This window comes from Nocardioides zeae (assembly GCF_010686755.1).
Lineage (GTDB): Bacteria > Actinomycetota > Actinomycetes > Propionibacteriales > Nocardioidaceae > Nocardioides > Nocardioides zeae.
Map to the genome: position 1 here is coordinate 273,857 of NZ_JAAGXA010000001.1, position 12,530 is coordinate 286,386.

General features: G+C 75.2%; 15 protein-coding genes. 4 read left to right on the top strand and 11 right to left on the bottom strand.

Features of this window, described 5'->3' with window-relative positions; translation table 11 throughout:
* Window positions 1-54: 54 nt before the first annotated feature.
* Window positions 55-327 carry a DUF7218 family protein gene (locus G3T38_RS21295; protein ID WP_163770265.1) on the top strand — a complete coding sequence of 91 codons (273 nt, stop codon included), beginning with the start codon at window positions 55-57 and terminating at the stop codon, window positions 325-327.
* 10 nt (window positions 328-337) lie between these two features.
* On the opposite strand, the gene G3T38_RS01350 is transcribed toward G3T38_RS21295, so the two are convergent.
* The 6 genes from G3T38_RS01350 to G3T38_RS01375 are packed head-to-tail and all read right to left on the bottom strand — an operon-like array spanning window position 338 to window position 5,876.
* Window positions 338-997, bottom strand: coding sequence for a response regulator (locus G3T38_RS01350; RefSeq protein WP_163770266.1), 660 nt, complete (start codon window positions 995-997; stop codon window positions 338-340).
* A complete protein-coding gene (locus G3T38_RS22430; RefSeq protein WP_163770267.1) occupies window positions 994-2,295 on the bottom strand; it encodes a histidine kinase in 1,302 nt (433 codons plus the stop codon). Before G3T38_RS22430 ends, G3T38_RS01350 begins: the two co-directional genes overlap by 4 nt.
* The gene (locus G3T38_RS01360) at window positions 2,292-3,320 is read right to left on the bottom strand and encodes an acyltransferase family protein (RefSeq protein ID WP_163770268.1); all 1,029 of its coding nucleotides are present in this window, start codon (window positions 3,318-3,320) and stop codon (window positions 2,292-2,294) included. Before G3T38_RS01360 ends, G3T38_RS22430 begins: the two co-directional genes overlap by 4 nt.
* Window positions 3,317-4,312 carry a D-alanine--D-alanine ligase family protein gene (locus G3T38_RS01365; protein WP_241728393.1) on the bottom strand — a complete coding sequence of 332 codons (996 nt, stop codon included), beginning with the start codon at window positions 4,310-4,312 and terminating at the stop codon, window positions 3,317-3,319. The genes G3T38_RS01360 and G3T38_RS01365 overlap by 4 nt, the downstream gene beginning before the upstream one ends.
* 2 nt (window positions 4,313-4,314) lie before the next feature.
* Complete coding sequence (gene alr / locus G3T38_RS01370; protein ID WP_338037388.1) at window positions 4,315-5,532, bottom strand: alanine racemase; 1,218 nt, start codon at window positions 5,530-5,532, stop codon at window positions 4,315-4,317.
* A complete protein-coding gene (locus G3T38_RS01375) occupies window positions 5,529-5,876 on the bottom strand; it encodes a M15 family metallopeptidase (RefSeq protein ID WP_163770269.1) in 348 nt (115 codons plus the stop codon). Before G3T38_RS01375 ends, alr begins: the two co-directional genes overlap by 4 nt.
* A gap of 103 nt (window positions 5,877-5,979) precedes the next feature.
* Here G3T38_RS01375 and G3T38_RS01380 point away from each other — a divergent pair, with 103 nt between their 5' ends.
* Entirely contained in the window at window positions 5,980-6,612 is a 633-nt protein-coding gene (locus tag G3T38_RS01380) for a phosphoribosylanthranilate isomerase (protein WP_163770270.1), read from the top strand.
* Window positions 6,613-6,743: 131 nt separating this feature from the next.
* On the top strand, window positions 6,744-7,556 hold the full coding sequence (locus tag G3T38_RS01385) for a hypothetical protein (protein WP_163770271.1): 813 nt from the start codon (window positions 6,744-6,746) through the stop codon (window positions 7,554-7,556).
* 36 nt (window positions 7,557-7,592) lie between these two features.
* Here the strand turns inward: G3T38_RS01385 and G3T38_RS01390 are convergent, their stop codons facing one another.
* The gene (locus tag G3T38_RS01390) at window positions 7,593-8,267 is read right to left on the bottom strand and encodes a class I SAM-dependent methyltransferase (RefSeq protein ID WP_163770272.1); all 675 of its coding nucleotides are present in this window, start codon (window positions 8,265-8,267) and stop codon (window positions 7,593-7,595) included.
* A gap of 79 nt (window positions 8,268-8,346) precedes the next feature.
* On the opposite strand from G3T38_RS01390, the gene G3T38_RS01395 reads away from it, so the two are divergent.
* Window positions 8,347-9,390, top strand: a complete 1,044-nt coding sequence (locus G3T38_RS01395) for an NAD(P)H-dependent flavin oxidoreductase (RefSeq protein WP_163770273.1) — start codon at window positions 8,347-8,349, stop codon at window positions 9,388-9,390.
* 81 nt (window positions 9,391-9,471) lie between these two features.
* Here the strand turns inward: G3T38_RS01395 and G3T38_RS01400 are convergent, their stop codons facing one another.
* The 4 genes from G3T38_RS01400 to G3T38_RS01415 all read right to left on the bottom strand — a co-directional run bounded on the left by G3T38_RS01400 (window position 9,472) and on the right by G3T38_RS01415 (window position 12,244).
* A complete protein-coding gene (locus tag G3T38_RS01400) occupies window positions 9,472-9,771 on the bottom strand; it encodes a hypothetical protein (protein WP_163770274.1) in 300 nt (99 codons plus the stop codon).
* Between the two features lie 81 nt (window positions 9,772-9,852).
* Entirely contained in the window at window positions 9,853-11,301 is a 1,449-nt protein-coding gene (locus tag G3T38_RS01405) for an HNH endonuclease signature motif containing protein (protein WP_163770275.1), read from the bottom strand.
* A 62-nt stretch (window positions 11,302-11,363) separates the two neighbouring features.
* A complete protein-coding gene (locus tag G3T38_RS01410) occupies window positions 11,364-11,783 on the bottom strand; it encodes a TIGR03618 family F420-dependent PPOX class oxidoreductase (protein WP_163770276.1) in 420 nt (139 codons plus the stop codon).
* A 56-nt stretch (window positions 11,784-11,839) separates the two neighbouring features.
* Window positions 11,840-12,244 carry a PPOX class F420-dependent oxidoreductase gene (locus tag G3T38_RS01415; RefSeq protein ID WP_163770277.1) on the bottom strand — a complete coding sequence of 135 codons (405 nt, stop codon included), beginning with the start codon at window positions 12,242-12,244 and terminating at the stop codon, window positions 11,840-11,842.
* Window positions 12,245-12,530 lie beyond the last annotated feature (286 nt).

Sequence of the window (12,530 nt, forward strand, 5' to 3'; positions counted from 1 at the left end):
GCCGACGTACCGTCGGTGGGAGCCGACCGGCAGCGATCACCAGGAGGTGCACCCGTGGCGGAGAAGAAGGGCCCCGGCCCGAGCGTGAAGGACGACGAGACCTACGAGGCGCTGCGTCGCGAGGGCGCGAGCAAGGAGAAGGCGGCGCGCATCGCCAACGCCTCCGCCAAGGAGGGGTCCGACACCGTGGGACGCCGGGGCGGGAAGGCCGGGTCCTACGAGGACTGGACCGTGGACGAGCTGCGCAAGCGTGCCGCGGAGCTCGACGTCGAGGGCCGCTCGTCGATGACGAAGGACGAGCTCGTCGAGGCGCTGCGCGACCGCTGAGGCCGGTCCCTCAGCCCACGAGGCCGTGCTCGTGGGCGAAGACGACGATCTGCACGCGGTCGCGCAGCCCGAGCTTGCGCAGGACGGCGCCGACGTGGGTCTTCACCGTGGACTCGCTGACGAAGACGTCCTGCGCGATCTCGCCGTTCGACAGGCCGCGGGCGACCGCCGTGAAGACCTCGCGCTCCTTGTCGGTGAGGGAGAGGTACGCCGCGGGCGGCGGCGCCTGCGTCCGCAGCCGTCCGTCGAGCAGGGTCGCGAGGTCCTGCGGGGCGAGCACCGCGTTGCCGTGGTGGACCGTGCGGATGGCGTCGCGCAGCAGCAGCGGCGTGGTGTCCTTGAGCAGGAAACCGCTCGCGCCGTACCGGATCGCGGTGGCGGCGCGGTCGTCGAGGTTGAAGGTCGTGAGCACGACGACCCGCACGGGCCGCTCGCGGCGCGCGACGCGCTCCGGGGAGAAGATCTGCCGCGTCGCCTCGACCCCGTCCATCTCGGGCATGCGCACGTCCATGAGCACGACGTCGGGCTGCACCTCGTCCACGACCTGCACGGCCCGGAAGCCGTCGCCCGCCTGACCGACGACCTCCATGTCGTCGGCGGAGTCGACGATGACGGAGACACCGGCCCGGAACAGCTCCTGGTCGTCGACGAGCACCACGCGGATCGTCATGCGGCGCCCCCGGCGCGCACGGGCACCCAGGCGGTCGCCGTGTAGGTCGGCCCGTCCGCCTCCTGGCGGCGGCGGACGTCGAGCCGGCCGCCGACGGCCTCGAGGCGACGCCGCATGCCGTCCACGCCGCGACCGGACCCGTCGGCGGGGTCACCGGTCGCCGCGGCCAGCGGCACCGCCTGCTCGTCCGCCGTCTCCGCCACCACGTTGCGCACCTCGATCCTCAGCTCCTGCTCCCACGCCCCGTCGGGCCAGTGTCGCTCGACGTGCACCGGGGTGTCGCGGCGGCCGTGCCGCATCGCGTTGGTGAGCATCTCCTGGAGCACCCGGTGGGCCACCGTCGCGAGCTCGGGCGGCAGCGGCCGCGGGGGACCGACCTCGTGGTGCTCGACCGCGAACCCGCTGCCCCGGACGCCGGCGACGAGGGCGTCGGCGTCGGCGACGGATCCCACCGCGGCCGTCGTCGGCGCCTGCGGTCCGGACAGCACCTGCCGGACGTCCTGCAGCGAGGAGCGGGCGGAGGTCGCGATGGTGGCCAGGGTCTCCTTGAGCCGCTCCTCGCCCGTCAGGAACTGGGCCGACTCGGCCTGGGCGAGGATCACGGCGAGCGAGTGCCCGACCACGTCGTGGACGTCGCGGGCCATCCGCGCCTGCTCCTCCTGCAGCCGGGCGATCTCCTGCACCTGCTGGGTCTCGCGGTGGGCCCGCTCGGCGTCCTGCTCGGCGGCGACCTGGGAGACGCGGGAGGCCCGAGCGCGCTCGGCCAGGCGGAGGGAGATGCCGACGAGCCAGGGGGCCAGCAGCAGGGAGACGAAGACCGCGAGCAGCGCCACGGGCCAGGACGCTCCGAGCCGGTCGTAGAGCACCGCGACGATCGCGCCGCCGCCCTGCCCGCGGTAGACGACCGTGTCGAACTGGCCCAGCTGCGCGAGCGTGAGGAAGACGAACCCGGCGAGCGGCATGGACCCGAGACCGGCGAGGAGGGTGACCCGGCTGCCCCACCGGGCGGTGCCGAACGCGACCACGGCGACGCTGGCCTGGGCGAGGAGGACGGGGACGCCGAGCAGGCCCTGCGCCAGGCAGGTGAGCCACACGAGGGTCAGCGCCGCTCCGGGGAGCCGCCGCGCCAGACCCACCGACGCCCCGGTCGCGAGCGCCACGAGCACGAGCCCCGACAGCTCGCCCTCGAGGAGCCACGGCAGTCGCAGCACCTCGACCACGCCGAGGGCGGCGACCGCCACGCCGACGGCCGCGTCGGGCGCCCACGCGCGCCAGGTGCGCGGCTCGGCGCCGCTCACGACGGCACCCCGACGCGCACGGGCTCGGCGGCGCGCTCCCGGGTGCGCCACCAGGCTGCGGCCGGCCGCTCCACCCCGTGCCAGCTCGCCGCGGCGGCGAGCAGGGTGAGCCCGGCGGCCAGCACCCCGGCGACCTCCTCGTGCGCGAGGGCCGCGCGGAGCCAGAGGGTCAGCGGGTAGCTCCACAGGTAGGCGCCGTACGACACGGTGCCCAGCCACACGAGGGGCGCCAGCGCCCGCGGCGCGGGACTCCAGGACCGCCACGCGAGGAGCAGCACGGCGGTGAGCGCGGCGATGGCGGGGCCTCCTGCCAGGTAGGTGAGCGCGTGACCCCGCAATGGAACCACGGCGAGCAGCCCGAGGCCGACGAGCGCCGCCGGCACTGCGGCGGCCGGCACGACGAGGTGCGGGCGCCGCTCGACGAGGACCCGGGCCGCGGCACCGACGACGAAGCAGACGGCCCAGCTCGTGGGCAGTGCGTAGGCCAGGTCGGGGTCGTCCGCCAGCCACACGAGCGTCGCGCTGCAGGCGAGCAGGCACACCGCGGCCACGGCGACGAGGGCGGTGCCGACGCGCTCGCGGGCCACCGCGAGCAGCAGCACCGCGGGCCACAGCAGGTAGAACTGCTCCTCGGTCGCCAGCGTCCACAGGTGGAAGGTGGCGTCGCTGCCCTGGTCGATCGGCAGGTTGGCCGTCCAGGTCAGCGCCACCAGCACCGTGCGGCCGAGCTCGTCGCGGTCGCCCAGCGGGTCGAGGAGGAGCGTCACGAGGGCGACGGCCGCGACGAGCACCACGAGCGCGGGCACGAGGCGGGCGGCGCGGCGCGCGTAGAACCGCCCGAAGCGCACCCGCCCCGTCGCGGTGGCCTCCGTGAGCAGCACCCCGGTGATGAGGTAGCCGCTGAGCGCGAAGAACATCACCACCCCGACGACCCCCGCGCCGGGGAGGAGGTCGGGGACGGCGTGGCGTCCGATAACGAGACCCACGGCGAGACCGCGGAGCAGGTCGATCCCGGCGACCCTCATGCGGCGACGGAGGTGGAGCTGCCCAGGGCGTCCCGCACGAGCAGGTCGAGGAGGTCGGGGTGGTCGAGCCCGGCCGCCGCGAACATCCGCGGCACCTGCGAGGTGGCCGTGAAGCCCGGCATCGTGTTCACCTCGTTGAGCACGGGCCCGTCCGCGGTCAGGAAGAAGTCGACGCGCGCCACGCCGCGGCAGCCGAGGGCCTCGTACGTGGCGAGGGCGGCGGCCTCGAGGGCCGCCCGGTCCGCGGGGGCGAGGGCGGCGGGCACGGTGAACCGGGCGCCGCCGCCGTACTTCGCGTCGAAGTCGAAGAACCCGTCGACCTCGATCTCGAGCGCCGGGGAGACGAGGCGCTCCCGACCGTCGGGGCCGGTCGCGACGACGGCGAGGTCGATCTCGCGACCGACGACGACGTCCTCGACGAGCACGCGGTCGTCGTGGGCGAAGGCGGCGTCGAGCGCCGGCCCCAGCTCCGCGGCGGTGCGCACGAGGGCGACGCCCTGGCTCGACCCGGCGGCGACCGGCTTCACCACGACGGGGTGGTCGAGGACGTACGACGCGGCGCCTGCCCGTGTCAGCAGCACCCCCGGAGCGGTGCGGATGCCGACGGCCTCGGCGACGAGCTTGGTCGCCCACTTGTCCATCGCGAGCGCTCCCGCCGCGACCCCCGACCCGACGTAGGGCACCTGCGCGAGGTCGCAGAGCGCCGCGAGGGTGCCGTCCTCGCCACGGGGACCGTGGACGACGGGCAGCACGACGTCGCACGAGCGCAGCACGTGCACGGCACCCACGAGCCCGATGGGCCGGTCGCCCGCGTCGCGCCAGGTGCCGTCGCGGTCGATCGTGAGCGGGACGACGTCGTACGTCGCGGCGTGCCGCCCCGTGCGCAGCGCGGCCACGACGGAGGCCGCCGACGCGAGCGAGACGTCGTGCTCGCCGCTCTGTCCGCCGCCGATGACGGCGACGCGGGTGCGGGCGCGGGTGGTCATGGTCATGGTCACGGGAGGCTCCTGAGGACGGGGGTGGGCGGTGCGGGGCGGACGACCCGGGTCGGACGGGTGCCGAGGCCGGTCAGCACCTCGTGGGGCAGCAGGCCCGACCAGTGCGCCCAGTCGGCGACCGTGGGGCCGGCCGGGCCGATGACGGTGGCGACGTCGCCGGGGGCGACGGTGGCGAGGGGGCCGGTCGTCTCCGCGGGACCGAGGTCCAGCACCACCTGGTCCATGGAGATGCGCCCGACGATGGGGACGCGGCGACCGCGCAGCAGCACCTCGGCGGTGCCGGAGGCGAGGCGGGGCAGGCCGTCGGCGTACCCGACGGGCAGCAGCGCGAGCCGCCTGGCCCGGGCGGCGGTCCAGGTGCCGCCATAGCCGACGGGTGTGCCCGCGGGGACCCGGCGCACCGAGACCACGGGGGCCGTGAGCGTCACGGGATCGGCGAGCGTCGTGGTGCCGGACGGGTCGATGCCCGCGAGGCCGGCGCCGACGCGGACCATCGTGTGGCGGCTGGCCGGATCGACCAGGGTCGCCGCGGTCGCGGCGAGGTGCCGGAGCCGGGGGCGGAGCCCGGCGGCGCGGGCGACGCTCACGCCCCGCGCGAACCGTGCGCGGCCGATGGCGTTGGCGGGGTCGCCCGGCTCGTCGGCGCGCGCGAGGTGCCCCATGACGCCGACGACACGGACCGTGCCGCGCAGCTCGGCACGCCGGGCGGCGCGGCAGAGGTCCGCCCACGCGGGAGGCTCGGCCCCGTCGCGGGCCAGCCCGGTGTCGAGGTGGAGGTGCAGCCGGGCCGTGCGACCGGTGGCGCGGGCGGCCGCGGCGACCGCGGCGAGGTGGTCCCGCGACGGCACGGCCACGTCGACGTCGGCGGCGAGGGCGGCGTCCCAGTCGGCGTCGACCGCGTTCAGCCAGCTCAGCAAGGGCGCGCCGATACCGGCCGTGCGCAGGTCGAGCGCCTCCTGCAGGGAGGTCACGCCCAGCCGGGTCGCGCCGTGGGCCAGCGCGGTCCGGGCGACGTCGGGCGCCCCGAGGCCGAAGCCGTCGGCCTTGACGACGGCCATGAGGGCCGCCGTTCCGGCGCGGTCGGCGAGCGCGCGGGTGTTGCGGGCGACGGCGCCGAGGTCGACAGTGAGCACGGGGGTACGCCGCGGGTCGGCCGTGAGCGCACCGGTCGGGCCGGCGGGGGGCGCGGCCGGCAGGGGAGCCGCGGCGCTCACGCCGCCACCCCGGCGCCCCGGCCGACCGGGCCGTAGACCGCCGCCGGTGCCCCGGAGGTGAGGGCCCAGTAGCGGTCGCCCCAGCTCCAGTGCCACCACTCGGTCGGGTAGTTCACGAGGCCGGCGGAGCCGAGCACGGCGCCGAGGAGCGCGCGGTGGGCGCGGGCCCGGGGGGTGATGGTGGGGGAGTCGGTGAAGCAGCGGCCCTGCGACTGCTCGGGCGTGGCGGCGCCGGGGTGCGCGGTGGCGACCTCCGCGGCGTACCGCGTGATGATCGCCCGCTGGTCGCCGCACTCGGCGAGCGCCACGGCGGCGACGCTGGGGTCGCTGAGCAGGATCGTCATGACCACGATGCTGGTCGGCCGTGCGGTCGGGGGCCTCCGCCTGAGGTGCCGACCTGGTGGCCGCGAGGATGAACCGGGGTCGGAGAGGGGCTACGGTCACGCTGTGCTCGTGAAGATCTGCGGTCTCGACACCGTCGCCAACGTCCGTGCCGCCGTCGCCGCGGGAGCGGACGCCGTGGGGGTCGTCATGAGCCCGGGCAGCCCCCGCGACCGCACCGCCGACGAGGCGACCACCCTGCTCGCCGCTGCCGCCGAAGCGGCGGCGGAGGAGGGGCGCGACGTCGCCACCGTGCTCGTCGTCAGCACCATGCCGGCCGTCGAGGCCGCGCGCACCGCGGTCGCGGTCGGGGCGTCGGTGCTGCAGCTGCACGGACGGTACGGCGCGGAGGACGTCGCCGCCGCCCGCGCCGTCGGGCCGCGGGTCTGGCGCGCCACCTCGCTGCGGGACGACCCGTCCCCCCGCGTCGGCGCCCTCGGCGAGGAGGTGCTGCTGCTCGACGCACCGGTGCCCGGGTCCGGGGAGCGGTGGGACACGACCGGAGTGGCGGCGCTGGGGCTCGAGGGCACCTGGTTACTGGCGGGCGGGCTGTCGCCGGCGAACGTCGCCGCGGCCGTGCGCGAGGTGCGTCCCGGAGGGGTCGACGTGTCGAGCGGCGTCGAGGCGGCCCGCGGTGTGAAGGACCCCGGGCTGGTGCGCGCGTTCGTCGCGCGCGCGAAGGGCGCCGCGGCGGGCTGACCGGCCGACCGCCCCACGATCACGTAGCGGCAGGTTTGACATCGTGGCGGGGGGGTTATGGTGAAACGGTTGTCTCAGGCTGGTGTTCGGGCGCCCGAGTCGGCCCTGGTGGGCCGCGGAGAGGGGTCCGGATGGGCGAGCACGTGCGGAGCAGTGACCTCGGCGACGGACCTCGGTCGTCGCATCCCTCGTCGGCGGTCCCGCCCCCACCGCAACGCCGCGCCATCGGCTGCCGCCACCTCCAGGCTGCGGCCGACCCCCGCCAGCTCGACCTCGAGCTCGCCGGGACGGAGCTCGTCGTCGGACTCCACCTGACGCGCGACCTGCCCTTCTCCTCGGCCGACCTCGCGCAGCTCGACCAGCTGGCCGCCCACATCGCCGCGGTGACCGTGGCGGGCGCACCCACGACGGCGGACACGACGAGCGCGCTGGCGCGCCACCCCGCGGAGGTCCTCGAGGACTGCCTGGACCTGCTGGACCGGATGCCGCGCGCGTCGACCGCCGAGCGCATGACCGCCGCCGCGCGGGCCTGCTTCCAGGGCACCGGACTGGCGGGCTGGTGGGTCGCGCGTGTCGACGGCGACAGCGTCGTGGGGGTGTCCCAGGGGCCCGACGAGGCCCGGCTGCGGGCGGAGGACGCGGCCGGCGTCATCGTCCTCCAGCGGATGCCGCTCGATTTCCTCACGGCGGAGCCGACCCTCGCGCGCGTTCTCGAAGGTGGGTCCTACGCCGGACCGCTGCTCGCCACCCCGTTCCGCGACGCCTATGAGCGGCTGGGGGTGACCGGACTGGTGTGCGCCGGCGGATACGACCCCGACGCCCACCAGTGGCTCCTGGCGGTCTGCGACGACAGCGGACAGGAGCTCCCGGCGGTGTGGCGGCTGCTGGTCAGTGCCGTCACGCAGGCGGCGCTCGGGATGCCGGGCACGGGACGCAGCCGCTGACGCTCTGCGGTCCACGGGCAGCCGCCGCGCGGCCGCCTAGGGGCGACGCCGCGCCAGCAGCGTCGAGTCGTCGACGTGGATCGTGACGCCGTCGTGGACGGTGGGTCGGTGCCGCTGCTCGGCGACGACGACCTCGACGTCCTCGGGCAGGGCGTCGACGAGGTCTGCCGCCACCCACATCGCCCGCCGGTGGGCGTCGCTGATCTGGAGCGACTCCGACGGAGCATGGCCCACCACGAGGAGGTGCCCGCCGGGGGCGACCGCCTCGGCCAGGCGTCGCGTCACGGCGACCATCCCGCCGTCCGGCGGGTGCAGGAAGTGGGTCGTCACGAGGTCGAACTGACGCCCCCCGGCCGTGAACGTGCGCGCGTCGACCTGCCACCACTCGACGCGGTCGGCGACCCCCGCCTCGGCGGCGTGGTGCGCCGCGCGGGCGAGACCCGCTGCCGAGAAGTCGGCGCCGGTGACGCGCCACCCCTGCCGGGCCAGCCACACCACGTCGCCGCCCTCGCCACAGCCCACGTCGAGCGCCGTGCCCGGGGTGAGGCCCTCGACCTCGGCGACGAGCTGCACGTTGGGCTTGCCGCTCCAGGTGCGATTCGCCGCGCCGGCGTAGCGGTCCTCCCAGCCCTCCGGCTCGAAGTAGTCCGGGGGCGGCTCCGTCGCGTCCTGGCCGTGCTGGTGCCGGCCGTGCTGCTGGTCGTCGCTCATGGGAGCCAGCCTGCCGGGAGCTGGGGAGCGGGGCAACAGCGGGGCAGCGCGAGCAGGGCCGGGGCAGGAGGATGGGGTCATGACGAACGGACCGGAGCTCCTCGGTGGGCTCGGCGCGCAGCTGCCGGTCGTGGCGGCGCCCATGGCCGGCGGGCCCAGCACGCCCGACCTCGTCGTCGCGGCCGCGGAGGCGGGCGCCCTCGGGTTCCTGGCGGCGGGGTACAAGACGCCGGAGGTGCTCGCCGCGGAGATCCGCGCAGTGCGGGAACGCACGGGCCGGTTCGGGGTCAACCTGTTCGTCCCGACCCCGGTGCCGGTCGACCCGGCCGCCTACGCAGCGTACGCCGACCGCCTGCGCCCCCTCGCCTCGCGGCACGGCGTGACGGGCCTGCCCGAGGAACCACGCGAGGACGACGACGCCTGGGACGCCAAGGTCGACCTGCTCCTCGCGGACCCGGTGCCGGTCGTCAGCTTCACCTTCGGTCTGCCGGCGCCGTCGGTCGTGCGGGCGCTCCGGGACGTCGGGACGGCGACGGTGCAGACCGTCGTGCGCCCTGCCGAGGCGGAGCTCGCCGCCCGGGCCGGCGTCGACGCGCTCGTGGTGCAGTCCCACGTCGCCGGCGGACACTCCGGCACGTTCGATCCCGACGACCTCCCGCCCGAGGTGCCCCTGACCGCGCTGCTGCAGGAGGTGCGCGCCGTGACCGACCTGCCCCTGTGGGCGGCCGGCGGGTTGGCGTCCCCCGAGGACGTCGCCGCGGTGCTGGCGGCGGGGGCCGAGGCCGCCGTCGTGGGCACGGCCCTCCTCCGCGCGCCCGAGGCCGGCACGTCGGCGACGTACCGCCGTGCGCTCGCCGACCCCGCCCGGACGGTCACCGGCCTCACGCGGGCGTTCTCCGGCCGGCCCGCGCGGGCGTTGCGGAACGGTTTCGTCGAGGCGTACGACGCGGTCGCGCCCTCCGGCTACCCCGCCGTGCACCACCTGACGAGCCCGATCCGCAAGGCAGCCGCGGAAACCGGCGACGTGGAGACCATCAACATCTGGGCCGGCACGGGCTTCCGGTCGGCGACGGACGAGCCGGCCGGCGTCGTGCTGCGGCGGCTGGCGGAGGGATCCGCTTAGCTGGACCGCGGGCCGCGGGCCGCGGGCCGCGGGCCGCGGGCTCCGGGCTCTGGGCTGCGGGATCCGGGATCCGGGCTGGGCTCAGGTCGGGTGGGTGAAGGTGACCGGGGTGCCGGTCGACCGCGCGTGCTCGATCTCGCGCCGGACCGAGTCGCCGACGTATCCGCCCGGGTTCACGACCAGCACCCGATCCGCCAGGTCGATCTTGTGCAGGTGGAGGGCGCCGAGCCGGGCCTCCTGCTCGACGCCGACCGGTCCGTCGAGCTCAGCGGGAGCGAGGACGATCACGCCGGCGAGCGTCAGCTCTCGGTTCGCCTGCCGCATCTCGTCGGTGAAGCGGGCGGAGCCGCAGATGCAGACGATCTCGGGGCGGTCGGGCACCGGCCCAGGCTCTCATCTCCCGCCGCCGGGCATGCTGCGCCGCCCGGCCACGGGTGTGGACGGGCGGCTGGTTGTCTGCTGTCAGGCGCGGTTGGGGTCGGGCGTCGGTCCTGGTGGTGGCCAGGGTCGGGTGCCGTCGGGGTCGACGAGGTAGCGCAGCCCCATCGGGCTGGTCCAGATGACAGCGTGGGGTGGTTCGTTCTGTGTCGGGTCGGTGGGTCGATAGACCCACCGTTTTCCCGTGGCCATCTCGCGGTGGGTCTTCATGCGGTGGTGGCGTCGGCAGAGCGGGAACAGGTTTCGGGTCGAGGTCTGACCGGGTCGCCCGTTCTCGTCGTACCGCTCGCAGTGGTCGAGGTCGGCGCTCCGCGAGGAGCGGGTGCAGTAGGGGAAGACGCACCTGGGCCAGCGGGCTCTGACATGGTCGGCGATCCGGTCGGGCGGGGCGCAGCCGTTCACGGCGTCGTCGCGGTTGAGGTCGACGATCGGCTTGACGATGACCGTCGTGTCGGTCGAGCCGCACCAGGACTGGACCTGCTCGACCGTCACGGCCCCACGGGGTGCGCCGGGGGTGTCGAGCCTTGCCAGGTCGATGCCCGTCATCCCGGTGCAGGCATCGATCCGGGGGCCGATCCCGTTCAGGGTGCCGGTGATCGCGGCCTGGTCGAGGTGCACGAACAGCACCACCTCGCGCCGCGCCCGCGTTGGCGGCTGCTCGACGTCGTACTCCAACGTCGCGACACCCTCGCAGCGCCGCGCGATCTCACCCAGGGCCATCGACCGGCGGATATCCAGGTTCGGGTCACAGCCCAGGTCGCCCAACTGGCGGGCGACGTGCGCAACGGTCCGTTCGAGGTCGAGCGCATCCGCCAGGTCCAGGCTGCCGTGGACGTTCACCGTGCCGCGCAGGGTCCCGGTCAACGGGTCCGCATAACCGACCTCGCCCAGCTCGATCGACAGGTACCGGTCGCCATCGGCCGCATGCCGCTCCGCCTCGGTCGTCTCGGGGTCGAACCTGGCCGCGGCCTCCGCCGCCAACCGGTCGACCTCGGGGCCGGTGGCCTTGGCCGCGACGTACGCGACGTGCCGGTCGACGAACCCGGCCGCCTCGAAGGTCAACGTCCGGGTGGCTTGGGCGATCCGCCGGCCCCGCCACACGTCGACCTCTCCTGCCGCGATGCGCGCGTGGATGAGGGGGAGTCGGTAGCGCAGCTCGACCGCATCCCCCACCAGGCGACGAGCCGCGTCGAACGAACACCCGCGCGCGGCGGCGATCTCGCTGATGCAGAACTCCGCGACCACGGGCGCACCCGGCCCACCCAGCTCGAGGAACTGATCCCCAGCCAGAGCCTCGGAGTCCCACTCACCCAGCGTCGTGATCGGATCACCCACCACCTCGTCCGAGGTGTGCGCGGCCGCCCAGTCACCCACGGCGACGAACGCAGCAGCCTCCGCCGCACGAGCCGCAGCCGTGCGCTCGCGGACCGCGTCGATCAACGCGGTCGCTGTGGTGTGGGTCCCCCGATCCATGCCCCCGACTCTAGTCGAACAGACATACGAACACCACCTCTGGATGGTGATCTGTGGATGACTCAGGCCTGGTCGTTGTTCTTCTGCTCGCCCCACCCGTGCACGCGGTCGACCTCGATCAACGCGCTGACGCGGGGCCGGTCGCGGCGCGGGTAGGGCTGGCCGCCGTAATGCCTCGAGAGGGCGTCGATGTCGGCGAGCTCCGGGTCGTCGTAGATCTCGACGACGCGACCGATGAGGGTGACGTGGGTGTACCAGTTGTCCTTGTCGGTCACCGTCAGGCTCACGCGGGGATCGCGGCGGAGGTGCTTGAGGCGCACCCGACCCTCGTCCATGTTCACGAGGACGCGGTCGTCGTCGCGGAGGAGGTACCAGGTCGCGGCCGTCACGGGCTGCCCGTCCTTGCGGACGGTCGCGATCACTGCGGGGTTGGGCTTGCGCAGCATCTCGCGGGCGGAGTCGGTGAGGTGGGTGTCGGTCACGGGCAATCTCCTTCGGTACGGCCGAGTCGTCTGCTCCCGACCGTACGGGGCGGGCGTCAGCCCTCCGCCCGCTCCACCTCGAGCAGGATCCCCACCGTCCCGGCTCCGCCACGCCGCAACCGGCTCCCCAGGACGGTGAGTCGCCCGAACAGCCCGTACTTGCGCACCACCTCGCGCGCCACCCGCGCCGACGTCTCGTCGTCGAGCAGGCGCCCGACCCCGGCGTACGTCGGGCCGTGGGTGCGCTTGCCGCGCACGTCGGAGCCCTGCACCTGGACCCGTCCGCTGGCACGGACGCGCTTGACCTTCCAGGAGTCGCGGACCGTCCAGACTGCGGCCGCGCCCTCGAAGGGCACGATCCAGACCGGGGTCGGCTTGGGGCGGCCGTCCTTCGTGAAGGTGGTGAGCACGACGTACTTCTCGTCGGCGACCGGGGGAGAGGCGGGCGTGGTGGGTGCCATGCCCCCATGATGCCCACTCCGACGTCGCCGGGGCGGCCTCGCGCCAACCGCCGGGTTTCCGCAAGGGTTCGACAACTCTCCCGGTACTGCTTGGGGGCCGCGCATTCGGCCCGCAGGCTGAGGTAAAGGCTGCGCGCCAGCCACCCACTCCGTCGCGAAGGATGGCCGTGCACGACCACACCAGACCCTCCCACGACGAGGTGCTGCTCCGGCGGTTCGACTACCACCACCTGTCCGAGGGGCCGGAGCGGGACCTCGCGGCGACGTACGCCCGGGTGGCCGACCT

Coding starts and splice junctions, on each gene's coding strand:
- G3T38_RS01360 (WP_163770268.1), bottom strand. CDS start 3,320: ATGAGGGTCGCCGGGATCGACCTGCTCCGCGGTCTCGCCGTGGGTCTC.
- G3T38_RS01395 (WP_163770273.1), top strand. CDS start 8,347: ATGACGAACGGACCGGAGCTCCTCGGTGGGCTCGGCGCGCAGCTGCCG.
- G3T38_RS01375 (WP_163770269.1), bottom strand. CDS start 5,876: ATGACGATCCTGCTCAGCGACCCCAGCGTCGCCGCCGTGGCGCTCGCC.
- G3T38_RS01385 (WP_163770271.1), top strand. CDS start 6,744: ATGGGCGAGCACGTGCGGAGCAGTGACCTCGGCGACGGACCTCGGTCG.
- G3T38_RS01415 (WP_163770277.1), bottom strand. CDS start 12,244: ATGGCACCCACCACGCCCGCCTCTCCCCCGGTCGCCGACGAGAAGTAC.
- G3T38_RS01405 (WP_163770275.1), bottom strand. CDS start 11,301: ATGGATCGGGGGACCCACACCACAGCGACCGCGTTGATCGACGCGGTC.
- G3T38_RS01390 (WP_163770272.1), bottom strand. CDS start 8,267: ATGAGCGACGACCAGCAGCACGGCCGGCACCAGCACGGCCAGGACGCG.
- G3T38_RS01350 (WP_163770266.1), bottom strand. CDS start 997: ATGACGATCCGCGTGGTGCTCGTCGACGACCAGGAGCTGTTCCGGGCC.
- G3T38_RS01365 (WP_241728393.1), bottom strand. CDS start 4,312: ATGACCATGACCACCCGCGCCCGCACCCGCGTCGCCGTCATCGGCGGC.